This window comes from Marinobacter sp. RI1, assembly GCF_041155085.1.
GTDB classification, from domain to species: domain Bacteria; phylum Pseudomonadota; class Gammaproteobacteria; order Pseudomonadales; family Oleiphilaceae; genus Marinobacter; species Marinobacter nauticus.
On record NZ_AP031605.1, the window covers coordinates 723,162 to 747,327 of the forward strand.

Below are 24,166 nucleotides of genomic sequence, written 5' to 3' on the forward strand. Positions count from 1 at the left end.
CTCAGGCGGAATCCCGTTTTTGCCGGCCCTTGAGCAGGCAGTTGTTCTCAATGACTTTTACCAGTTCCCTGGCCAGTTGCTCCGGAGTGCCACAGAAACTGGCGCAGCCGGTGGCGGCCACCGAATCGGGCATGGAGCTGTTGCCACAACTGGTGCTTTCCTGAACCCAGATGCGGCTGCCATAGGCCTTCAGCATGGGTGCAGCGATAGCGCCGTCGTTGCCCATGCCGGAAAACAGGATGGCATGACAGTGTTTGCCATAGTGATCCGCCACGTTCAGCAACACCTGATCTATCGATGGGCCATAAGGGCCCGGCCAGGGATGATTCAGTTCCGTCAGCTGGCCCTGGCGATCAAAGGACCACTCTCTTTCTACGGGCATCAGCACCACATCGCCATTGCGTACCCGATAGCCCTCCTCGGCCCGCTTCAGCGAATAGTGGGCGTGCCGGCCCAGAACCCGGGTGAGGACTTCGGTAAAATTGCCATCAATATGTTGGGCGTAGATAAACCCGACCGGTAGCCTTGGCGGCAGGTGATCGAGAAAGGTCTTCACCGCTGCAGGACCGCCCAGCGAGGCTCCTAGAATCCAGACTTCCTCAGCCACCGAACCCGGCGGCGCCGGAGTTATCCAGTGTGGCAGCGTAGGCGCGTCCACCGCATCTGGCGTGGTCTCGGCCAGCTCTTCAATGTCGTTGGCGGTATCCAGCTGCTCCAGATGCCCGAGCTGTTTTTCCAGCTTGTCGAGCAGCCGGCGTTCCCAGCGGAAGTATTCCGTGGTGCCGGGCTTGGGAGCCTGGTCCAGGCCGAATAAGACCGGTGCTTCTGTATTTTCCAGCAGATGCTCGAACAGTGCCGGGTGGTCCGCTTCGTCTTCCAGGGTCACCAGCCAGAGCGCCGCGTCCGGAAATGCCGGGTAGTCCATCAGCCGCTCGGGATCTCCCGAGAAGCTGACGTCCAGGCCAAATTTTCCGGTCGCCGCCTGCAGCCGATGCCGTTGAAGCACCACATCGGACACAATCCCGACGCCAGGCCGGCCGTTAGGGCCGGCCATCACCGGTTCCCGGTCAGCCGCTTGATGGTGTCAAGCAGCTCGGTTTCCTGGAACGGCTTGCCAAGGTACTCGTTGACCCCGATGGCCAGAGCACGTTCCCGGTGCTTCTCGCCCGTCCGCGAGGTGATCATGCAGATCGGCGTATCTTTCAGGTTGTCGTCGTGGCGCACAAAGCTGGCCACTTCGAAACCATCCATACGGGGCATTTCGATATCGAGCAGGATGATGTCCGGCCGGTGGTCCTGAAGCTGGGCAACGGCGTCGAGACCATCTTTGGCGGTCACCACTTCCATGCCATTGCGCTCCAGCAGACGGGAGGTCACCTTGCGCACCGTAACGGAGTCGTCCACCACCATAACCGTCGTGGCTTTTTCCTCGTAGCGGGCGCTGTCCCGTGCCTTTTCCAGGTTCGCCAGGCGCTGACGTTCGGACAGGATGTCGGAGCGGATCATCGCCGGCAAGTCGAGGATCACAACCACGTTGCCGTCACCCAGAATGGTGGCACCGGAAACGCCCCGGACGGAACTGAACTGCGGCCCGAGGGATTTAACCACGATTTCACGGCTGCCCATCAACTGGTCCACCTGCAGAGCCATGGGCTGCTCCGCGCCGCGCACCAGAATGACCGGCAGCGGCAGGGCCTGGCCCTGAAGCTTGGGCTGGTGGTCACTGTTGAGCAGGCTGCCCAGGTACTGCAGGCGATACTGCTGGCCGGCATACTCGTACATGGGGGCATCTGGCTTGTAGTACTCTTCCAGCTCGTAGGTGCTGACCCGGACAATACCTTCGATGGTGTTGAGCGGGATGGCGTAGAAATCTTCCCCGGTGGACACCATCAAGGCCCGGTTGACCGACACGGTGAACGGCAGGCGTACGGTGAAGGTGGTGCCACGGCCCAGGGCGGAATCGATGTCGAGGCTGCCGCCGAGCTGTTTGATTTCGCTGGCAACCACGTCCATGCCCACGCCACGACCGGAAATCTGGGTAACCTGCTGGGCGGTGGAGAAGCCCGGCTGCAGAATGAACTGCAGGATTTCCCTTTCCGAGAGGTCTTCGTCGGCGCGCATCAGGCCCTGGCGAACGGCCTTGTCGCGGATAACGTCGGACGGAATGCCTTTACCGTCGTCCATCATCCGCAACACCACATCACCGCCTTCCCGGGTCAGGGACAGAACCACTTCACCTGTGGCCGGTTTGCCTGCCTTGGTGCGGTCTTCCGGCGTTTCGATGCCGTGGTCCAGCGCGTTGCGGAGCATGTGCTCCAGCGGCGCGACCATCCGCTCCAGAATGTTCCGGTCCATTTCCCCTTCAGCATTGCGTACGTCGAAATCGACTTTCTTGCCGAGTTCGCCACTGATCTGGCGCACGATGCGGCGCAGACGGGGCACCATGGAGGAGAACGGAATCATCCGGGTCTTCATCAGACCTTCCTGGAGTTCCGTATTGATCCGTGATTGCTGAACCAGCAGGGTTTCGGTGTCCCGAACCCGCTCGGACAGGGTTTCACGCAAATCAGCAAGGTCCGAAGTGGATTCGCTCAGGGCCCGTGACAGCTGCTGGATAGAGGAGTAGCGGTCCATTTCCAGCGGATCGAAATCGTCGCCGTAATCCGGCCCATGCTCCTGCTCGGCCCGGAACAGGATCTGCGCTTCGGTTTCGATATCCATGCGCCGCAGCTGTTCCCGCAGACGTTCGATGGTGGCGGCCATTTCGTCCAGGGTGTAACTGAAATCACTGCTCTGTTGCTCCAGGCGACCCCGGGTAATACTGGTTTCACCGGCCAGGTTAACCAGCTCATCCAGCAGCGGTGCCGATACCCGAATGGTTTCCTGGGCGGCTCTTTGCGCATCGGCCGCTTTCTTGCGTGCCTGGGCCGCGGACTTCTCCGGTTTAGCAGGTGCCGGAACCGGTTTGGTTGGGGCTGGCTCCGCAGTGGTGGCCTTTGGCACCGGCGCGGGCTCTTCGCGAACCGGTTCGGGTGCTTTCTCCGGCTGCGGGGCAGGTGCCTGTGCGCCGGATTCAAAGCGTTTGCGGATATCCGCGACCAGCGCGATGATGGCATCGTGATCGCCGGTGATGGCCTGCCATTGCTCCTCGGTTGGCGCGTTACCGCCCAGATCGATCAGGCGGGTCTCGAAAGCATGAGCCTTGTCGCCAAGCTCGGAGAGCTGGGACAGACGGGCGCCGCCTTTGAGGGTATGCAATGCCCGTTGTGCTTCCCGGTTGAAGTGCTCATTGGCCGGCTCACGACGCCAGTCATCCAGTAGCTGCTCCAGCTGGTCCATGATTTCGCCAGCTTCTTCCAGGAAGATCTCGAGCACTTCAGGGTCTACGGAGTCCGCTTCCGCCGTTTCAGCCTGCTGTGATTCGGTTCCGGACGTAACTTCTGCTGGCGCGGCAGTACGTAACGCGTTGATCAGGGCCGCGTCGGCGTCGGGCTTGCGACTGTCTTCCAGCGCATCAAGCATGGATTTCAGGCTGGCCGCGGCGCGGTCACTCAGGCCAAGCATGGCCGACTGGTCCCGGTCGCCGGCAATCAGCTGGTCCAGGGCGTCGGCCCAGGCTTCGGCCAGATCCGCAATCGGGTCGACATCCGACAGTCGCGCGCCGCCCTTCAGGGTGTGCAGTTCCTGTTGCAGGCGGGTAATGCCAGCCAGCTCCTCCGGCTCCTCGCGCCACTGGTCGAGGCATTCGGTAATGGCCTCGTGGATTTCCAGGCCTTCGTCCAGGAAGATGCCAACCAGATCGTCGTCGGTGGCGTCTTCCAGGCTCTCGCTGAGGCTGGACGCGGATTCTTCGGATTCTGCCGCCGGCTGTTCACTGATTTCCAGTTCTTCCAGTTCGCTAACGTCGCGCTCACCCTGCTCTGACTGCGGCGGTGCCTCCGAAGGCAGGGATTCGCCGCGCAGAATGGCCTGAACCTGATGCACCAGTTCTTCGGCTGGCGGGCACGGCTTCTGGGTCGCCACCTGCTCTACCATCTGAGCCAGGCGGTCGTGGCAGGCAAACAGCAAGTCGGTCATCTGACCGCTGGCTTCAAGCTGGCCTTCGGCCACTTTTTCGAACAGATCCTCAAGCACGTGAGTGAGATCGCCGATGGCCTCGACTCCGGCCATGCGGGCGCCACCCTTGAGGGTATGCACGTCACGCTGCAGTTCGGCGGCAACCTCCCGGTTCGAGGGGTCTTCGCTCCAGGTATGCAGGGCACTGCCGGTGGAGTTGATCAGGTCGTAGGCTTCTTCCAGGAAAATGCCCACCAGTTCCGGGTCCAGATGGGACAGATCGGTGGCCTGGAGCTCTTCCTCCTCTGCACCTTCAGTTTCTTCGGTGCTTTCCTCGAGCTCGGGCTCCGGCAGGGTCAGCTCTTCGTCTTCCGGCTCCGCAGAGTCATCGTTGTGTACTTCGGTTACCGGGCGAGTGCCGCGGGCGCCATCGATGTAGGCATGAATCTCGGTGATCAGATCCGGCGCGGGCCTCGGCGCCTCACTGGCTTCAAGTGCCTCGACCATGCCGGCAAGCCGGTCATGGCAGCGGAACAACAGGTCAGACAGAGTGTCATTGATAGAGAATTTCTGCTCGGTCAGCCCTTCAAACAGGTTTTCCAGTTCGTGGGACAGGTCACCCACGGCCGTAATGTCGGCCAGTCGGGCGCCACCCTTGAGGGTGTGCAGGTCACGCTGGAGCAACCGCAAGAGGTCCAGGTTTGAAGTGTCCTCGCTCCAGCTGTGCAGGGCTTCCGCGGTGCTGTCAATCAGGTCGCGGGCTTCCTCCAGGAAGATTGCTGCCAGCTCGTCGTCCATGGCCTGATCGTCTTCAGACGTTTCCGGCAGTGGCGGCGTTTCTGTCAGCTCAGGTTCTTCTGTTGCCTGCTCCAGTTCATCCATTTCCAGGCTGAGGTCGATCTCTTCCAGATCCTCGGTGAACTGCTGCTCGAACTCATCCGGTTCTGCGGGCTCGGCTGCGGTTGCCTGTGCCAGCGCCTCGAGTTCCTGAATCAGTTCCTGGCTGGGTTCAGTAGCCAGCCCGGCGGCCACCTGATCCATCATGTTAATCAACTGCTCATGGCCGGCGCGCAGGGTCTGGAATACATCATCGCCCGGCGGCAGGCCCTGCTCTGAAATCGCGGTGTAGGTGCGTGTCAAAGCGGCGGCCAGTTCGGCAACATCGGGCAGATTGGCGTCCGTCGCACCCTGGGTCAGTTGCTCCAGTTCGGCACGGAGGGTTGCCAGTGCCTCGTCCTGCTGCGGGTTTTCAGACCAGCGATCGAGAATGCTTTCGGCATCCAGAACGATATCCAGGCCTTCACTCAGGAACAGCTGTACCAGCTGTGACGATGACTTCCTGGCGGGTTGTTCGTCGTCTGCCTGGGCATGGCTGGTGAGTGTCTGCTCACACACCTGGTGCAGGCGCTCAAGGTACTCGTCGGTGCCTGCCAGCGGTGCCTGGGGATTCTCCCGAATCTGGGCAAGCCCTTGGGTCAGGAAGCCCGCCGCATCACTGATCAGCGCCAGTACGTCGCGGTCTGCCCGTTTGTTCTGGGCCCGGGATTCTTTGATAAAGCGCTCAAGCGGCGTAATGACTTCCGCAATCGGCGCGATACCGGCGGTGTTGGCACTGCCTTTCAGGGTATGCAACGCCCGAGAGAGATCGTCCGTGTAGGCGGCGGTGGCTTTGTCGCCCGCAGCCTCCAGGTATTCCTTGATGGTCTGCAGATGGGTCTCGGTTTCGTTCTCGAAGATATCCAGCAGCACCGGATCCACTTCGTCTTCTCCGGGCAGGGCATCATACTCAATGCTGTCTTCCGGAGTGACGGTACCGGCCGTTGTTTCCTCTGCAGACTCTGTGTCGGTGTCCACCAGCGGCATGGCGGTGGCATCGGGAATTTCGCCATTGGCCAGGGCATTGGCCCGCGCCTCCATGGCAGATGTGTTCAGGCTCGGCGCCTGGCGTTTCTCAAAATCGGTGACCAGCGCCGGCACCGAATCGGTGACATCCTGAAGCAGCTGGGCAATATCATCATTCATGAACACGCTGCCGTCGATCACCCGGTTCAGCATGTTCTCGACCGACCACGCCAGCTCCCCGATCACGGTAGCGCCAACCATCCGGCCACTGCCTTTCAGGGTATGAAAGGCCCGCCGAACTTCTGCCAGGGCACTGCGGTCATCGTGCTGACGTAGCAGCATGGGCAGGTATTCGCGAATGGTGTCGAGTACCTCGCCAGCTTCCTCAATAAAGATCTCGAGGATTTCGTCATCAATGAGATCGTCACTGTCGTCCGCTTCTTCAACTTCGCTCGTTGGCGCGGTAGCGGGCGTTTCGGGAATTTCGATTTCGTGCTCGGCGGCGGCCTCGTCTGCAGTTTCTGCTTCGCCTGTGGTCTCTTCGGCCGCCTGTCCGGTTTCTGCGCGTCGGGTCGTTGCCAGCGCTTCAGCCTGTTCAATCAGCTCGTTGACGTCGCCACTGGTCTCGCCGTTCCGGAAGTCCTCAATCAGGGAAGGAATACGGGCGTTGACCTGGTCCACCAGGGTGAACATGTCATCGGTCGCTTTGATGGTCTGGTCGATGACCCGATTGAGCAGATTTTCCACCGACCACGCCAGTTCCCCAATGCTGGTGGCGCCGACCAGGCGGCCACTGCCTTTGAGGGTATGGAAAGCCCGGCGAACTTCCGTCAGAGCTTCGCGATCGTCGTGATCCTGGCGCAACCTCGGATAGAACTCGTGGATGGTCTGCAGAACTTCTTCCGCTTCCTCAACAAAAATGCCGAGGATCTCATCATCCAGCAGCTCGGCATCAGAGGTTTTGGCCTCTGGTGCGGTGGTCTCTTCGGCGCTTGCCTCAGGTTCTTCAGCAACGGGTACTTCAGCCGGGGCCTCTTCAGCTTCTTCCGTCAGGCTCCAGGTGGGCTCCTGTCCGACCGGGAAGCCGAGACTGGCGAGGCTGTCTTCGGCCACGCGCAGGATAGCGTCGTTATCACTGATGCCATCTGCCAGTCTCTCCAGGTAATACTCGATACTGGTGACGGCATCGGCCAGGGTGTCGAGCTGTTTCCAGTCCGGCACCTGTTTGTTGCTGAGCAATACGTCGGTGACATAACGCTCGGCTGAGGCGAGCATATCGGCAACGCGATCCAGTGGCACCAGGCTCAGACCGCCACGGATACTGTGCAGGAGTCCGGGTACGTGTTCGATTTCACGGGCATCCCACTGGGAGGCAATGAAATTGACGATGGCGGATTTAACCTGCTCCAGGGTATTACGGGATTCGCGGATCAGCGCTTCGCTGGCCTCTCCGAGTTCACGGGAGCCCATGTTGATGGCGGAGGCTTCCTCGGCCGAGCCGGACGACTGCTCCGGGCGTCGCTCGCTGTCGAGACCAGCCAGACTGGCCTCTACGTAAAGCAGGGCACCGGCAATGTCCATCAGGGTGCCATCGTCGACCACTTCGGCCTGCTGGCAGAGTTTTTCTACCAGTTCAATCTGTTCGGTGACGACCTTCCGGGGAATGCCAAGACCGAGAACGGCCAGGGTATTGGCAACCTGACGCAGGCCGGGCAGTAACTCGTCCAGTTCGCTGTTCTGACGAAATTCGGCCCGCACAAACAGGTCGAGCTGATCTTTCAGTCGGGCCAGTTCTTCGTTGAGGGCACTGACCACGGAGTGGATGGCGTCCCGGCCTGGACCGGATACCCGGTTGCGGGCCGCATCCACGTCGTCTTCCGAGGGCAGGGCGCTATCCAGCTGATAGGCCTGACGCAGCGCCTGAACCTGAGGGCGATCGAGATCCCGGGCGCGGGCGACGTAATACAACAGGTGTTTGAACAGCGCTTCCGGAACCGGCTGCTGAAGGATATCCGCATGTTCGTCGGTGAGCCGGCGGATCTCGGAATCCAGCTCCCTGAGCAGGGATTTGACGGCGGTGTTCACCGGGTTGACCCGGGCTTGCAGCGTGTCGACAAAGGCACTGGCCGCTTTCCAGAGTTCGCCCCGGGGCGTTTTCTGGCACAGGCGCACCAACCGCTGGATTACCTTCTGCATGTAATCGAAATGGGCGTCGAGGTCCGCCTCGCGAACCACGCCAGCAAGGGCAAACTGGTACATCTGGCGCAGCTTGCGCAGGTGGCCCAGGACTTTTGGATCGTGCAGGCGTTCAGACACCTTGCCGCTGACCCTCATCTGTGACGCAGAGAGATCCGGCTTGAACAGGGAGGTGTCGGACAACAGGGATTCGCCCCGGGCGGCCCGGAGATCGTTGAGCAGCGGCAGCAGAACCATGGGAAAGTCATCGCTGCTACTGCCAATGTGCTCCAGATACTGTGGCAGCTGCAGAATGGCCTGCATCAGCACGTTGACGGCATCGTCAACGCTGGTCACGGTTTCGTTGAGAATGGCCTGGGTCAGTTTTTCCATCTCTTCGGTGAGCAATGCTGCACCGTAGAGTTCCACCATTTGCAGGGTACCGTGTACCTGGTGAAGGTAATTCAGGCAGAAGCGCAGGCGCGCAGTGTCGTCGCGATTCTCGACATACGCTTCAAGTGCATGCTGGCCCTGGGTCAGCGTGTCCTGTATCTCTCCCCGAACCCAGTCGAGGGCGATGCTGTCATGGTGATTGCCCATAACCACTCCGGTTATTCTTCGTCGGACTGGCGCTTGATCCACGCCAGTACATGTTCCGAGGGAACCCTCTGCAGGCCCGGTGGCTGCCAGTCGGTCAGTTCACCCTGGCCAAGCACCAGTAACCCCCCCGGTGCCAGACGCTCTGCGAGCCGTTTGACGATCTCCCGTCGGCGCCAGCGACGGAAGTAGATCAGCAGGTTCTGGCAGAAGATAATGTTCATCCCGTGCATGGGTGCTTTATCCAGATCCAGAACATTGAGCCTGGTAAAGCACACCCGGTCACGGATGCTGTTCACAATTTCTACGGTATTCCGCTCCGAGGGGCGGAAATACCTGGCTTTCAGGTCTTTTTCCATTCCCAGCAACTTGCGGGCATTAAACCGGCCCTGGCGCGCTTTTTCGATGGCCGGCTGACTGATGTCCGAGCCGGTTACGCCGAAGAGCGGTTGCACGCCCAACTGAGCCATGCCCTCGTTCAGGATCATCGCGAGCGTGTAAGGCTCCTCGCCGGTGGAGCAGCCAACACTCCAGGCCTCCAGGGCCCGCTTCCTGAACTGTTCCCGGGGACGTGTAAGCACATAATCCGCCACCAGCCGGAAGGCGTCCGGGTCCCGGAAAAACCGGGTTTCCTGAACAGTGAGCCGGTCTACCAGTGTGGCCCACTCCCTGACAGCATCCGGGCCGGAGACGATTTTCTCGTAATAGGCCTGGTAGCTGCTGCAACCGATTTCGCGCATCCGGATGCCAAGATTGGTTTCCAGAAATGAGCGCCGTTCGGTGGTCAGGGTTATGCCGGTGCGGTGCTCCAGCAAGGTCTGCCACTGGCTGAACTGCGCGTCGTCCATATCCGGAAGACGGCGCAGTGACCAGATGCCTTCGGCGGGTGACAGTTGGTTATGCGTATGCGCCATAGACCGTCATCTGCCCCGGGCCGGTGATCAGCTGACCACCGGTACGTCGCTGTTTTCCTCTTCTTCCTGATTGGCCATTTCCTCATCCGGCAGGGTGAAGCCGGCAACGGAGGACCGCAGCTCGGAGGCCATTTCTGCCAGGTTACCGATAGACTTCGCGGTAGCGTTGGTACCGGAGGAAGTCTGGGAGGTGATTTCCTGGATAACGTTCATGGTGTTGGAAATGTGCGCCGCAGAGGACGACTGCTGACGGGCGGCGTTGGAGATGTTCTGGATCAACTCCGCGAGGGACATGGATACGTTCTCGATTTCCTCGAGGGCGATACCCGCGTCCTGGGCCAGTCGGGCACCACGGACCACCTCGGCGGTGGTGTGTTCCATGGAGATAACCGCTTCGTTGGTATCCGACTGGATCGTCTTAACCAGGGCTTCGATCTGCTTGGTTGCTGCAGAGGAACGTTCCGCCAGGCGCTGAACTTCGTCCGCAACCACCGCGAAGCCCCGGCCCGCGTCACCGGCCATGGAGGCCTGGATTGCCGCGTTCAGGGACAGGATGTTGGTCTGGTCGGCAATGTCGTTGATCAGGGATACGATGTCACCGATTTCCTGGGAGGATTCACCCAGACGCTTGATCCGCTTGGAAGTTTCCTGGATCTGCTCCCGGATGTTATCCATGCCGCGAATGGTGTTCTGTACCACTTCTGCGCCTTTCTTCGCGATCGCAACCGACCGCTCCGCAACCGCGGAGGATTCGGCGGCGTTCGAGGATACCTGGTCGATGGACACGGCCATCTCGTTAACCGCGGCAGAGGCGCCGGCAATTTCCTGGGCCTGGTGCTCGGATGCATCGGCGAGGTGCATGGCCGTGGCCTGAGTTTCCTGGGCGGCGGAAGCTACTCGTACCGCAGTACCACGAATGGCCTGTACCAGGCCGCGCATCTGGTCGATCGCGTAGTTGATGGAGTCGGCGATGGCACCGGTGAAGTCCTCGGTTACCGTGGCCTCTGTGGTCAGGTCACCATCGGCCAGGTCGGCCAGTTCGTCCAGCAGTCGCAGGATCGCGTTCTGGTTCTGTTCGTTCTGCTCCTGGGTGGTGGCCAGACGCTCCTGGGCGTCGCGGTACAGGGCAAGACCGATAAAGACAACAATCGCAACCATGGCGGCCAGGATGGCGAAGGCCAGGGTCGGGCTGATCAGACGGGAACTGGACTGGGTAGCGAAGTTGTCGGCCAGAGTCGACAGTTCGGCCAGCAGGTTCTCGGAGTTCTGGAAGATGTCACTTGCGGCGGTACGAACCTTGAAGAGGTCGGGAGAGGCTTCAAGGATCGCGTCTACGTTCTGGGAAACGAACTGGAACAGCTCGTCAACCGCTTCCAGGCCATAGATGGCGTCTTCGTCCGCTACGCGGGAGATGCCCATGGCGGGATTGCCGTTGAGCTGGCCGTCAAGAACCCGGCCGAACAGGCTGGCGTCCCGGCCGAAACGGTCGGCCGCGATAACGGCGTCTTCGTCACCGGACAGTACGTTGTTAACGGAGCGGACAATACGCTCTGCCAGCAGCGACTGACGCTGGGCCAGAGAGATCTGTTCGGCAGGGGCACCGTTATCCAGCAGAATCTGAACGATGTCGTCGTATTCCACCTGCAGCTGGGGAATGGTTTCGTTCAGGGTCCGGGCTACTTCGTGCAGGCCGAGTACTGCATCACGGGTGGAGAGGATGCTGTCGGCGTTTTCACGAACGGTGTTCCAGTGTTCCTGTACGCCACTTTGCTGGGCCAGTTCACTGGGCGGGAGGCCGGTTTCCGGGTTGCCCTCGGTCACGTTGGTCCAGAGCTGCTGGAACTCATCCCGCGAACGACGGAGTTGGTCGAAGGCTTCGGCGGTACCACCGGCGGCCTCGGTCGCGTTCTTCGCGATCTCCTGGGAGAGTACCCGCATTTCCGCGGTGTTGGCGATGTACTGCTGGTCGTGCTGACTGTCCTGGTTAATGATGAACAGTACCACAACGAGCAGGACGGTAAGTGCAATCAGCGCTGCGATCAGGCCGGCAACCAGTTTGTTGCCTCCCTGTCCCATACTGAGTCTTCCGGCTCTGTTTTTCATTTTCTGGCTCCCGGCCTCTTTCTTCTGGAAATGGCAAGTATGTGTAGCGGGTTTCAGACGGTCAGGGTGATGTTCCTGCCAGTACCATCACCCTTACCACTGTGCAACATCAAGAAAGCGTTCGTCTTCCACCAGATCGGTGGCTGAGAACACTTTCCAGACCTCCTCATTACGCTCGTAACCGCCGCTCACAAACGGACGAACGCTGTCGGGCACCCCGTCGGGGGTGGCCCTGAAACTGTCTTTGGCGAAGTACTGCATGCCCAGTACGCTGTCGACGACCAGGCCACTGAATACGTCGCCCTGCTCAACCACCAGAACCCGCCGTTCACGCAGGCTGCGGGAAGAGCGGGGCACATCGAAAAAGGTGGCGAGATCGACCAGGGGTAACAGGCGGCCGCGAACATTAGCCGCTCCCATCAGGAACGACCGAACCCCCGGAACATGGGTGAACCGGGGTACATGCAGGATTTCGGTAACTTCGCCCATGGGGGCAACGTAGCGTTCGCCCGAGAGAATAAAACCGATGCCGTTCCAGAGTTCAACGGCTTCCTGTTGTTCCGGCAGACCGGCGGCCATGGACCGGCTGCGCTGGGCGATATCCGTCAGAACGGCAAAAGGGGCGGCCTGGGCGGACATGCGTACTCCAAGGTTGGGGATCAGGCAATCAGGCTGTTGATTGTTTTGATCAGGTCGTCTTCGTTAACTGGCTTGACCAGATAACCCTTGGCACCCTGGCGGGTTCCCCACACCCGGTCAGTTTCCTGATCCTTGGTGGTTACGATCACAACCGGGATGGAAGCGGTTTCCGGCGCACGGGTCAGCTGGCGGGTCGCCTGAAAGCCGTTCAGGCCGGGCATGACAACATCCATCAGCACCAGATCCGGAGTTTCCGCGCGGGCCTTGGCCACACCATCGGCGCCATTATCTGCGGTCAGCACTTCGTGCTTGTGTTTTTCCAGAATGGTGGAAATCTTCTTAACTTCAGTTGGCGAGTCGTCAACAATCAGAATGCGGGCCATGGTTTCCTCGATGGTTCTGTGTGTCAGCAGGGGTTACTGTTCCGCCTGAGGCATGTATTGGCGGATGGTGTTAAGCAGCTCATCCTTGCTGAACGGTTTGGTCAGATACTGGTCCGAGCCTACGATTCGGCCTTTTGCCTTGTCGAACAGGCCGTCCTTGCTCGAAAGCATGATAACCGGCGTCTTTTTAAAAGAGGAATTGTTCTTGATCAGTGCGCAGGTCTGGTAGCCGTCCAGGCGGGGCATCATGATATCGACAAAAATGATGTCCGGCTGGGAGTCGGCAATCTTGGCCAGAGCGTCAAAGCCGTCTGTGGCAGTGATAACCTCACAGCCAACCTTTTTAAGAAGGGTTTCCGCGGTGCGACGAATGGTCTTGCTGTCGTCAATCACCATGATCTTCAGGTTCTCGAAGTTGTCATCCATTGTCCAACTGCCTTGCGCTCTAGCGACTGTCGTTATTTTCGAACGGGGGTTTTAACACAAACGTTAAGGTTGTTCTATAAACCCCGCTCATTTATAGAGTATCCATGGCTGGATAAAAAGTATTAGTTTGTGACCAAATGTACTTCTGCCGCTGCCATCACGGATTTATCTGCGGATTTCTCCGGATGCATTCGCGGCTCGGGTACAATACCATCTGACCTCTCAGCATAGCACTTAATAACCGGTTCGCTCTGCTGACCGGTTCGTGTTTTCTTACCGACAGTTCCAGGAGACGCTATGACAATCCGGCTGGGGATCGTGATGGATCCCATTCAGGATATTCACTTCAAGAAAGACAGTTCTCTGGCCATGCTGCATGCCGCCCAGAAACGTGGCTGGGAAATCGAGTACATGGAACTGCCGGATCTCTATCTTGCGGGCGGCCAGGCCCGGGCTCACACCCGTGGGCTGACTGTGCACATGGATCCGGACAACTGGTACAGCTTCGGCGCCAGTCAGGATCGTGCGCTGGGTGACCTCGACGTCATTCTGATGCGGCAGGACCCACCGGTGGACCGGGAGTTCCTGATGGCCACCTATATACTGGAATCGGCGGAGCAGCAGGGCGCTCTGGTGGTCAATCCGGCGGCCACTCTGCGGGACTGCAACGAAAAACTGTTTGCCACCCAGTTTGAAGACCTGACACCGCCGCTGATCGTGACCCGCTCTGCCCAGCGTTTCCGGGAATTCTATGCCGAACATGGTGACATCATCATGAAACCAGTGGACGGCATGGGTGGCCGCTCGATATTCCGGGTCAAGGAAAACGATGCCAATCTCGGGGTCATCATCGAAACCCTCACCAATTACGGCAGCCATCAGGCCATGGCCCAGAAATTCATCCCCGAAATCACCGAAGGTGACAAGCGTATTCTGCTGATTGAGGGCGAGCCGGTACCCTATGCCCTTGCACGCATTCCGTCACACGGTGAGAATCGCGGCAACCTGGCCGCCGGAGGTCGTGGTGAGGGCCGGGAGCTGACCGAGCGTGACCGTCAGATCTGTGCCCGGGTAGCGCCGGTGATCAAGGAAAAGGGCCTGATGTTCGTGGGGCTTGATGTCATTGGTGACTATCTCACGGAAATCAACGTCACCAGCCCCACCTGCATTCGTGAGCTGGATGCGGCGTTTGGCATTGACATTGCCGGCATGCTGATGGACGCCATCGAGCGACGTCTGGCCAGAGACTGAAGACCGATCACAGCTTTTGAGCGCACAAGGAGACTCAGGAACCGTCATGGCAACCCAGGTTAGCGATTTCGATCGGTTTTCCTTCACCCTGTTTATGGCATTGGCCGTTCATGCCATGTTGGTGTTGGGGATTACCTTTGCCCCGGAATCGCCCCGGTCTTCGGCTCAGACCATGGAAATTACCCTGTCCCAGTTCGACGATGAGCAGGCGCCGGAGAAAGCCGATTTTCTGGCCCAGACCAGTCAACAGGGCAGTGGCTCGGAAGAGCAGGCCATGGAAATGACCTCGCCCAATCCCTCCGAGATCAGTCAGCCGGAGCTGGCCCAGGTGCAACCCGAGCCACAGACCACCACCCGGCCTCAGCCTCAACAGGAGCGGGCGGTCGTCCAGACCGAGACTCGCACCGAGCGCCAGGCGTCAAGGCCGGAGGAGCGAACCGAGCCCCAGGAAGAGCCCTTGCCCCAGAGCGAGAAAAAGAGCCTGATGGAGCGCAGCCTGGAGATTGCCAGCCTGGAGGCGCGGTTTGACGCACAGCAGCGGGCCTATGCCCGCAAACCCCGGGTAATGCGGGTAACGGCAGCCTCGACCCTGAAGTCCAGCAACGCCTGGTATGTGCAGAACTGGGTGAGCAAGGTGACCCGGGTGGGCAACATCAACTATCCCACCGAAGCCAGGCAGGCAGGCATCTACGGCACCCTGCGCATGCTGGTTTCGCTGAAGAAAGATGGCACAATCAAGGAAGTGGCAATCCTCCAGTCCTCCGGCAGCACGGTGCTGGATGATGCCGCAATCCGAATTGTGCGTATGGCCGCTCCGTTTGCGCCTTTCCCGGAGGAAATGCGTCAGGACGTGGACGAACTGGAAATCATACGCACCTGGTCATTTCAGAGACGGGGGCTTACATCAGGATGACGGCCGAACACGACACCACAGGCAGTCTCAGGCACCACTTCCTGGTGGCTTCGCCCTGGTTGGCTGATCCCCGCTTTCACGGTGGGGTGATCTACCTTTGCGAACACTCGGAGGAGGGCGCGCTGGGGCTGATGATCAATCAGCCGCTGGATATCCACCTGGGTGAGATCCTCGAGCAGCTCGACATGCACGGCGGGGAGCTGGACTTGCCGGTATACACCGGCGGGCCGGTTCAGCCAGAGCGCGGCTTTGTTCTGCACTCGCCGGGCCGGCAGTGGCAGAATACCGCGCGAGTCACCGACGAAGTGCTGTTGACCACCTCCCGGGATATTCTGGAAAGCATTGGCCGGGATGAGGGGCCGGAATCGTTTCTGGTGGCACTGGGTTACTCTGGCTGGGGCGAGGGTCAGCTGGAGGAAGAGCTGGGCAGCAATGCCTGGTTGACCTGCCCGGCCAGCACCGACATTCTGTTCCGCACGCCGGCAGACCAACGTTACCAGGCGGTACTCCGCCTGATGGGCATTGATCTGAACCAGCTCAGTGATTCGGTGGGTCATGCCTGATCCCGGTAACCGTCGACTACTGGCCTTTGATTTCGGCACCCGGCGTATCGGGGTGGCGTCAGGGCAGGAAATGCTCGGAACCGGCCAGCCCCTGGCCATGCTTCCGGCCAGGGACGGGATCCCCGACTGGCAGCAGATCGAGGCGCTGCTGGCGGACTGGCAGCCGGATATTGTCCTGGTCGGCCTGCCTCTGAATATGGATGACACCGAAAATGAGATGTGCGCGCGGGCGCGCAAGTTCGGCAAGCGTTTGCACGGCCGCTACCATGTCACGGTCGAAATGGTGGACGAACGACTCACCAGCTACGAAGCCAAGGGCGAGGTGATGGCCGGTGGTGGCAGCCGCGATTTCGGCCGCCACGGCGTCGATGACCGTGCCGCCGTGCTGATACTGGAAACCTGGTGCCGGGAGCAGGCCGGCTGATCTGATAAACGAGGCTGTAATGACCGCATTGCTTGATATAGACCAGCTGCTCGACACTTTGGAATCCGGCCTGCGTCAGATTCTCCAGGCGCGTGGCGTAGATGACCCGGTGCTGATCGGAATCCGGACCGGCGGTGTCTGGCTGGCGGATGTGTTGGGGAAGCGCCTGGGTATTGCCCAGCCTTTTGGAGAGCTGGACATCTCGTTCTACCGGGATGACTTCAGTCGCATTGGTCTGAACCCCCGGGTGTTGCCGTCCAGTCTGCCGTTTGATACCGAAGGCCGGGACATCATCCTGATCGACGACGTGATCATGAGTGGCCGGACGATCCGGGCTGCCATGAACGAAATATTCGACTACGGCCGTCCGGCCAGTATCATACTGGCCACGCTGATCGATATGGGCGCCAGGGAACTACCAATCCAGCCGGATGTGGTGGGACGGGCCCTGACGCTGGAAGCCCATCAACGAGTGAAACTGCGTGGCCCCGAGCCACTGCGCATTGAAGTACAGGAATCCGGGCAGTAAACCTTCCCAACTGATAACAGGCGAGCCATGACCGCGAACGACCCTTCCCCGAACCACTTGCAGCTGACCCGGGATGGTCAGTTGCGGCATTTCCTGACGCTGGATGGCCTGGGCCAGCCACTGCTCACGGATATTCTCGACACCGCCGACTCCTTTATTGAGGTGGGAGAGAGAAGTATCAAGAAAGTGCCCCTTCTCAGAGGCCGCACCGTAGTCAACCTGTTCTTTGAATCCAGTACCCGGACCAGGAGTACGTTCGAACTCGCGGCCAAGCGCCTGTCTGCCGACGTCCTGAACCTGGATATCTCTACCTCAGCTACCTCCAAGGGTGAATCCCTGTCCGATACCCTGCTTAATCTGGAGGCCATGGCCTCGGATATGTTCGTAGTGCGTCATTCCCAGAGTGGCGCGCCGCATTTCATAGCCGAGAGTGTGACCCCGGGCGTCGCCATCATCAATGCCGGTGACGGCCGCCACGCCCATCCCACCCAGGCGATGCTGGACATGCTGACCATCCGTCAGCACAAGGGCCGCTTTGAAGGCCTGAAAGTTGCCATTGTCGGGGATGTGCTGCACTCCCGGGTGGCGCGCTCGCAGATTCGCGCATTGAATGTGCTGGGCGCGGAAGAGGTACGGGTGATTGCTCCCGGCACGCTGCTGCCCAGAGATGTCGAGGATCTTGGTTGTACCGTGGAATACGACATGGCCCGCGGCATGAAAGACCTGGATGTGGTGATCATGCTGAGGCTTCAGAAGGAGCGCATGGAAGGTGCCCTGCTACCCAGTGAACGTGAGTTTTACCGTCTGTACGGGCTGAATCAGGAAAAGCTGGGGCTGGCAAAGCCCGATTGCATCGTCATGCATCCGGGCCCGATCAACCGCGGGGTCGAGATTGAGTCGGCAGTGGCCGATGGGCCCCAGTCGGTCATTCTTAACCAGGTCACCAACGGTATTGCTATCCGGATGGCGGTGATGTCCATGGCCATGGGCGGTCAGATGGCGGAGCGTCAGCAAAGACAGCAGGAACAGCAGGAGGGTCGGGCATGACAGCATCAGCGAACTGGAATGAGGGCGGCCTGAAACTGACCGGCGGGCAGTTGTTTGAGCCGGGCAAGGGGTTGATCAGTAACCCGGGGCTGTTGGTGCGCAATGGTCGCATAGAGGCGGTTGGAGAGCAGGCTCAGGCAGCCGCGAGCGCGGCAACACTGGACGCCGCCGGGCAGGTGATCGCGCCCGGTTTCATCGACCTGTGCTGTAATCTCCGGGAGCCGGGCAATGGCCAGAAGGGCAATATTGCCTCGGAAACACGAGCCGCCGCCCATGGTGGTTTCACCACGGTCTGTGCCTCGCCGGAAACCTCGCCGGTCAATGATTCCGGTGCCGTGACCAATCTGATTCTCGACAGCGTGGCCTCCCGAGGTGTGGTTCGGGTGCTGCCGATCGGTGCCATCACCCGTGGCCTTGATGGCGATATGCTCAGTGATATGGCCGGCCTGAAAGCAGCCGGTTGCGTGGCGGTCGGCAATGGTTCCCGGGGCGTGCGCAATGCCCGCATTCTGCGCCGGTGTATGGCCTATGCCCAGACCTTCGGACTGACCGTGATGTTCAGTCCGGAAAATACGGCACTGGCGGCCGATGGCTACGCCCATGATGGCCAGGTCACCACGCGTCTGGGGCTGCTGGGTATTCCCGAGGTGGCCGAAACGGCCGCGGTTATGGAAATGCTACTGCTGGCGGAAGAGACCGGGGTGCGCCTGCACCTGAGCCAGCTGTCCTGCGCCCGCAGCGTCGAGATGCTGGCTCAGGCCCGGGATCGCGGCGTGAAGGTTACCGCCGATGTTGCCATGCACCAGTTGGTCTTCACCGAGTCGGCCCTGGCCGGCTTCGACAGTCGTTTTCATGTCCGGCCTCCCCTGCGCGGAGAAGCCGACCGTCAGGCGCTGGTGACCGGTATGCGGGACGGCGTTATCGATGCAATTGTGAGTCAGCATCAGCCCCATGATTCCGCGGCCAAGCAGGCCCCTCTGCCCGCGACCGAGCCCGGGCTGTCGAGCATCGAAAGCGTGCTGTCCCTGGGTCTGGAGCTGGTACAGAATCATGAGTTGGAATTGCCGGATTTGCTGCGGGCACTAACCGCTGGCCCGGCGGCTGTCCTGGGCCGGGAAGTGGCTCTGACGGCCGGGGCTGCTGCTGATCTTTGTTTGTTTGACCCGGATGGCCACTGGCAGCCTTCCGCAGCAACGCTGCTGTCGGCTGGCCGGCACGCTCCGGTTCTGGAGCGTGCCCTGCCAGGGGAGGTGAAACTCACCCTGGTGGCAGGTCGTACCGCCTGGCAGGCTCCCGGAACCCCACTTTGAAAAATGAGGCAGGGGTGGCTCCGCCTCTGTCGACATCATCACAGAACTCGCCGGTTTTGCTGAAAAACCCTTGATGGCAGGCACCTGAGCCAACGTATTCTATGACCTGACCCTCTACGGTCAGGTCATAGAATACGAGAGCCAGTCACCCGGATGTGACCGGCCCGACAATAAAAACTCAGGAGTCATCCCGTGAAATCAATCCGCTTTTCCCGCCGGCTCGCCATGGCGGCCGCCCTGTGTGCCAGCGTGGTGGCACCCTCCCTGGTTCAGGCCCAGGATGAAATCCTTGAGCGCAGTTTCTGTGTGTTTGACCCGGTTGGTGCCAATGGCCCGCTGTTTGCCATTACCAAGGAGTTCCAGCCGGTGGCCCTTAAGCGAGGCATCAAGCTGGAACTGCGTGCCTACACCGATGAAAAAGTAGCGGCCGAAGACTTCAAGGCCGGTCAGTGCGATGCCGTGTTGCTGACCGGCACCCGTGCCCGGGAATTCAACAAGTTTACCGGTAGCCTCGAAGCCATGGGGGCAGTGCCGGGTGAAGAAGAAATGCGCCTGTTGTACAACACCCTGAGCCAGCCCAAGGCCCGGCCGTTCCTGGTTGACGGGCCTTATGAGGTAGCCGGTGTCTTTCCTGCCGGGGCCATTTACCTGTATACCCGCGACCGGGCCATTGATTCGGTCGAGAAACTCCAGGGCAAACGCATCGCAACGCTGGATTACGACTCGGCCTCGGTGCGCATGGTCCGTCATGTCGGAGCATCGGTGGTTGGCTCCAACTCCGCCAACTTTGCCGGCAAGTTCAATAATGGCAGTGTCGACCTGGCCTATGCACCAGCCGTGGCCTATCAGCCTCTGGAACTCTATAAGGGCGTTAATTCCAAGGGTGGGGTGTTCAAGTATGCCCTGGCGTACATGAACTTCCAGGTCATTATTCATCGCGACCGTTTCCCGGAAGACGCCGGCCAGATGGTTCGGGATGAGTCCATCAAGCGGATTGATCAGGCCTACGAGATCATTGCAGAAGCGGAGTCCGGGATTCCTGCCGACGTCTGGATGCACCCGCCCCGGGAAGATGTGGCCGAGTACGACAAGATGCTGCGCCAGGTTCGTCTTTCACTGTTGGAGGACGGGGTCTATGACGAGCGCGCCATCAAGTTGATGAAGGCGATTCGCTGTCGGGTGGATGGCTCCCGTTCGGAGTGCGCATCCTGAGGCACTGAGCGGCCCGCATACAGAGCGGGCCGCAGGTGATCAGCGGATGGCGTCTTTCAGGGCCTTGCCGGCCTTGAAACCCACGGTCTTGCTGGCAGGGATCTGGATGCTTGCGCCGGTTTGCGGGTTGCGCCCGCTGCGGGCTTCCCGGCTGCGGATGTTGAAGGTACCGAAACCGATCAGTGTCACGTCCTCTCCCCGCGCGGCAGCCGCCGACACCTGGTCGGTAAACGCGTTGATTACCTCTCCGGCCTTTTCCCGGGTAAGCCCGGTTTTGTCGGCAATGGCAGCAGCAAGTTCAGGTTTGCGCATCGGATACTCCTGATTATTCGTTCTGATTGTTGTTGGTTATTGCCCCGGCCAGGCCGGAGGCTGAAGCAATCTATAGTGGCTTTGGGCTGAATCTGCAAACCTTCTTCGGTAACGATATGTTCCCGGAGGCGTCATTTGCGGGATCGGTCTCATAAACCCGGGGCGGAGTTCGTCATAATGAACGCCGGTTACAGACTGTAACAAACGGTGCAGTCCGCCCCCGTCGTCTGGACAAAACACAAGAACAAAGGGTTGAAAGGTATGAAGGGTTTCCGGAGATCCCCGACAACATCATCTGGGCTTCGCGGCATGGCGGCGGCGTTGACTGCCGGTCTCCTGCTGAGCGGCTGCGGGGCGTTCAATAACATGATCTACAAGACCACGGGGGATGTCATGAAGGGCTTCTCCCGCAACCATACCGTCCCCTACCTCATGGAGTCGGACGATCTGGCCATGGGCTGTTCCATGAGCGAGGCTACCGCGCCGCTGTTGATGTCGTTTGGTCGGGTAACCAGCGAGCCGGATCAACTGGCAGTCATGCTCTACCTGTCTTCGGGCAGCTGTGCGGAAGAGCAGGCCAGGGAGCATGAGCTGGCAGGGTTGGCCGCCATGTATGCCATGGATGCGACCGCGGCGGAAGACGCCTTTATTCGCCAGAAGCGTGCTCATACCCTGGCCGCTCGCCGCTATCTGAAAAGCTGGCAGCATCACAATAGCCACTATGGTAACCCGGATGAAACCGAGTGCCCGGATTTCGACGATGACATGGACGAGTTCATGTACATGGCCGGTTTGCTGTCCGGGCTGCAGGCGCTTAACGCCCAGATCCAGGCCACCTCCTCGGTGGGCGTTCCGTTCAATACCGGCTCCGTGGTGGGCCGTGCTACCCAGTGTCTGGATAACAAGAAATGGTGGGGCGCCCCCATGGGCCTGCGTGCCACCGTCTGGGCCATGATCCCGGGAACCCAGCCGCAGGGTGAAGATGCCTTCGAGCGCCTGGCCATTGCCGCGGAGCAGGGCGAGGACGCTGGCGTCCGACTGGGCCATGTGTTCCAGGCCATTGCGGCTATGAATAAGAATGATGAAGCCCTGGTGAAGTCGGTTATCCGGGATCATGCTGAATCCCTTGAGGCCAATCCGGCCAACGAGGAATGGCGGTTTGTGGACGCCATGGCGACCAATATGCTGGTGGCGATTTCGGATCGGTTGTGGGTGGAAAACACCGGCCACCGCACCCCCATCGGGCAGTTCGGTGCCTTCTGGGATGACCAGCGTGAACCGGTCGAGACCATGGATCTGGACGACCTGTTGTAACCATCATCAAGCCGAGTAAGCCGTTATGCCCCAGGGTGGTTTTCGTCGTAGTGGTCTGGAGTGGTTTTCATCGCTGCCGGCCTGTCTGTTGTTGCTGGCCGTGGTTCTGTTTTCCACCAGCAGTGATATTCATAACCAGATGTTGCGCGCTGGTGAGCAGCTCTGGAGTGGCTATTACAAGCTGCGCATGGACCCGGTACAACCGGAGTGCGACCTCAACCGGGATGTTGAGGCAGAAGTCGCCCGGGAACTGGCTGAGCAAGCGCCGGCAGACGACCCGATGGCAGCACTGCTTGGCGCCCATGAAAAAGACCCCCGGGAAGTCCGTCTTGCCATAGAGCGCTCGGTGGCGGATTGCCGGGCCGCTCACGCCAGTTACGAAGACCTGCAGGACAAGCTGACTCCCGGTGTGAAAGCCTATCGGGCGGTAGAGCTTTTTGTAGCCGACCTGATCGCGTTCGGGCTCACAGCTCAACGCTACGTCCTGGTGATTCTGGTGATGCTGTGTGCGGCGACCGCCACACTCACCCGCCATCACATTGCCATGCGAGCCATGGAGACCCGGTTGGACTACACCGTCTCCCATACCCTGCAAACCATTGCCAACGCCATGTTGCTGGGCTCGTCGGTGATCTTCCGGCAATCCAGCCTGGCCAGCAGCACCACAGTATCCGGTGAGGAGCTGCTGCTGCACAATTTCTGGATTGTCGGCTTTGCCTGCCTGACGCTGGCGAGCCTCTATCGCCTGTTCCGCGCGCCCGACAATCTGGCGCCGGGGGGCAATCTGAACCAGGCGTTTCTGTCGGTTCCGCTCTATACCGTGATGTGCCTGATTTCAGGTACTTACTTCGCGCTGATCGGCCATTCCTCCGGTATTGGGATCTATCTGGGCAAGATGATGGAGCTGGCCGACATGTTCCTGAATGTCGGGCTGTACGTGTGGGTGGGCATGATGCTGAAGCAGACCCGCCTGGCGACACTGGTTTTCAATATTTTCCGGCCCTGGCGTATGCCGCCGGAGATGCTGGCGGTGGTGGCGGTTCTGGTGGCGGCGGTGCCTACCGCCTATACCGGTGCTTCCGGTATTTTTGTGATTGCTGCCGGTGCCGTTATCTACAGTGAGCTCCGAGCGGCGGGCGCGCGCAGACATCTGGCCCTGGCGGCCACGGCCATGTCGGGCTCCCTGGGTGTGGTATTGCGGCCGTGTCTGCTGGTGGTGGTGATTGCCTACCTGAACCGAGAGGTGACGACCGATGAGTTGTTTGGCTGGGGCATCTGGGTATTCGTACTGACCGCCACCATGTTTGCGATGGTGGCCCTCACGGTGAACCGGCAGAGCCAGTTTGATCTGGCCCCGGCGGCCGATGCCTTTCCGGCGTCCATTCAGGCTTTGCGGCCATTGATCCCCTATGTGATCATGATCGCTGCCGTAGTGCTGTTCTACCGGCTTGCCCTGGATGTGAAGATGGACGAATTTTCGGCGCCCCGGTTGCTGCCGGTGATCATGCTGGCCATTCTGGTATATGAGCATATCAGCCTGAAAAATGGCCGGGGCCGGGCGTCCGGCGAGATCAATCACCAGGGGCTGGAGCGAAGCGTTCGTGGCGCCACCAACGACACCACCGCCGAGATTGGCGCGCTTTTGCTGCTGCTGGGGTTGTCGGTGAGTATTGGTGGTGTGATTGAGCGCTCCCACATCATGGAAACTTTCCCTCAGGCGTTCGACAGTCCCTGGTCTGCCATGCTGCTGATGGTGGTGATCCTGGTGATCCTGGGGATGATCATGGACGCCTTCGGGGCGGTGATTCTGGTAACCGCAACGGTGGCAACCATAGCCTACTCCAGCGGTATTCACCCGGTGCATTTCTGGATGGTAACGCTGGTGGCCTTCGAGCTCGGCTACCTGAGCCCGCCTGTGGCCCTGAACCATCTGCTCACCCGCCAGGTGGTGGGCGAGGCTGAGGTGCTGGCGGCCCAGCAGGAAGGTGGAACCTTCTACCAGCGCCACGAACGCATCATCATGCCACTGATTGCCATGGGTATTTCCCTGGTACTGGTGGCCTTTGTGCCGTTGCTGTTCTACGCCAACTGATTTCTCTGCCCGAGGCCGCCCCGGCGGCCTGTCTGGTCTGTGTTCTCAAGCCAAAGACACAAAA

The 24,166-nt window shown here is 60.1% G+C and carries 18 protein-coding genes; 10 read left to right on the forward strand and 8 right to left on the reverse strand.

Going from position 1 to position 24,166, the window contains the following annotated elements; all coding sequences use genetic code 11:
* Position 1: 1 nt before the first annotated feature.
* The 7 genes from ACAM27_RS03240 to pilG all read right to left on the reverse strand — a co-directional run bounded on the left by ACAM27_RS03240 (position 2) and on the right by pilG (position 13,135).
* Positions 2–1,054, reverse strand: coding sequence for a chemotaxis protein CheB (locus tag ACAM27_RS03240; protein WP_222198116.1), 1,053 nt, complete (start codon positions 1,052–1,054; stop codon positions 2–4).
* Positions 1,054–8,673 carry an Hpt domain-containing protein gene (locus ACAM27_RS03245; RefSeq protein WP_369612548.1) on the reverse strand — a complete coding sequence of 2,540 codons (7,620 nt, stop codon included), beginning with the start codon at positions 8,671–8,673 and terminating at the stop codon, positions 1,054–1,056. The genes ACAM27_RS03240 and ACAM27_RS03245 overlap by 1 nt, the downstream gene beginning before the upstream one ends.
* An 11-nt stretch (positions 8,674–8,684) precedes the next feature.
* Positions 8,685–9,584, reverse strand: a complete 900-nt coding sequence (locus ACAM27_RS03250) for a protein-glutamate O-methyltransferase CheR (RefSeq protein ID WP_369612549.1) — start codon at positions 9,582–9,584, stop codon at positions 8,685–8,687.
* 27 nt (positions 9,585–9,611) lie between these two features.
* Positions 9,612–11,687: a methyl-accepting chemotaxis protein gene (locus tag ACAM27_RS03255; RefSeq protein ID WP_011787173.1), complete on the reverse strand. Its 2,076-nt coding sequence runs from the start codon at positions 11,685–11,687 to the stop codon at positions 9,612–9,614.
* Positions 11,688–11,780: 93 nt separating this feature from the next.
* A complete protein-coding gene (locus ACAM27_RS03260; RefSeq protein ID WP_011787172.1) occupies positions 11,781–12,326 on the reverse strand; it encodes a chemotaxis protein CheW in 546 nt (181 codons plus the stop codon).
* A gap of 20 nt (positions 12,327–12,346) precedes the next feature.
* Positions 12,347–12,709 (reverse strand): twitching motility response regulator PilH, encoded by a 363-nt coding sequence (gene pilH / locus ACAM27_RS03265; protein WP_011787171.1) that lies wholly within the window; start codon positions 12,707–12,709, stop codon positions 12,347–12,349.
* Between the two features lie 33 nt (positions 12,710–12,742).
* A complete protein-coding gene (gene pilG, locus ACAM27_RS03270) occupies positions 12,743–13,135 on the reverse strand; it encodes a twitching motility response regulator PilG (protein ID WP_011787170.1) in 393 nt (130 codons plus the stop codon).
* A gap of 297 nt (positions 13,136–13,432) precedes the next feature.
* On the opposite strand from pilG, the gene gshB reads away from it, so the two are divergent.
* From gshB to ACAM27_RS03310, 8 genes are all read left to right on the forward strand, one after another.
* The gene (gene gshB, locus ACAM27_RS03275) at positions 13,433–14,386 is read left to right on the forward strand and encodes a glutathione synthase (RefSeq protein WP_011787169.1); all 954 of its coding nucleotides are present in this window, start codon (positions 13,433–13,435) and stop codon (positions 14,384–14,386) included.
* Between the two features lie 46 nt (positions 14,387–14,432).
* A complete protein-coding gene (locus ACAM27_RS03280; RefSeq protein ID WP_222198114.1) occupies positions 14,433–15,299 on the forward strand; it encodes an energy transducer TonB in 867 nt (288 codons plus the stop codon).
* Positions 15,296–15,862, forward strand: coding sequence for a YqgE/AlgH family protein (locus tag ACAM27_RS03285; protein ID WP_011787167.1), 567 nt, complete (start codon positions 15,296–15,298; stop codon positions 15,860–15,862). The genes ACAM27_RS03280 and ACAM27_RS03285 overlap by 4 nt, the downstream gene beginning before the upstream one ends.
* On the forward strand, positions 15,855–16,286 hold the full coding sequence (gene ruvX / locus ACAM27_RS03290; RefSeq protein WP_011787166.1) for a Holliday junction resolvase RuvX: 432 nt from the start codon (positions 15,855–15,857) through the stop codon (positions 16,284–16,286). Before ACAM27_RS03285 ends, ruvX begins: the two co-directional genes overlap by 8 nt.
* Positions 16,287–16,305: 19 nt before the next feature.
* On the forward strand, positions 16,306–16,815 hold the full coding sequence (gene pyrR / locus ACAM27_RS03295; RefSeq protein ID WP_369612550.1) for a bifunctional pyr operon transcriptional regulator/uracil phosphoribosyltransferase PyrR: 510 nt from the start codon (positions 16,306–16,308) through the stop codon (positions 16,813–16,815).
* Between the two features lie 27 nt (positions 16,816–16,842).
* The gene (locus tag ACAM27_RS03300; protein ID WP_022991331.1) at positions 16,843–17,862 is read left to right on the forward strand and encodes an aspartate carbamoyltransferase catalytic subunit; all 1,020 of its coding nucleotides are present in this window, start codon (positions 16,843–16,845) and stop codon (positions 17,860–17,862) included.
* Positions 17,859–19,172: a dihydroorotase family protein gene (locus ACAM27_RS03305; protein ID WP_369612551.1), complete on the forward strand. Its 1,314-nt coding sequence runs from the start codon at positions 17,859–17,861 to the stop codon at positions 19,170–19,172. Before ACAM27_RS03300 ends, ACAM27_RS03305 begins: the two co-directional genes overlap by 4 nt.
* Positions 19,173–19,364: 192 nt before the next feature.
* A complete protein-coding gene (locus ACAM27_RS03310) occupies positions 19,365–20,384 on the forward strand; it encodes a putative solute-binding protein (RefSeq protein WP_183580916.1) in 1,020 nt (339 codons plus the stop codon).
* A 39-nt stretch (positions 20,385–20,423) separates the two neighbouring features.
* On the opposite strand, the gene ACAM27_RS03315 is transcribed toward ACAM27_RS03310, so the two are convergent.
* Positions 20,424–20,696, reverse strand: a complete 273-nt coding sequence (locus ACAM27_RS03315; protein ID WP_014422988.1) for an HU family DNA-binding protein — start codon at positions 20,694–20,696, stop codon at positions 20,424–20,426.
* A 366-nt stretch (positions 20,697–21,062) separates the two neighbouring features.
* Between ACAM27_RS03315 and ACAM27_RS03320 the strand changes: the two genes are divergently transcribed.
* Entirely contained in the window at positions 21,063–22,010 is a 948-nt protein-coding gene (locus ACAM27_RS03320) for a hypothetical protein (RefSeq protein ID WP_235853613.1), read from the forward strand.
* Between the two features lie 25 nt (positions 22,011–22,035).
* On the forward strand, positions 22,036–24,102 hold the full coding sequence (locus ACAM27_RS03325) for a TRAP transporter large permease subunit (RefSeq protein ID WP_369612552.1): 2,067 nt from the start codon (positions 22,036–22,038) through the stop codon (positions 24,100–24,102).
* The last annotated feature ends 64 nt before the right edge of the window (positions 24,103–24,166 follow it).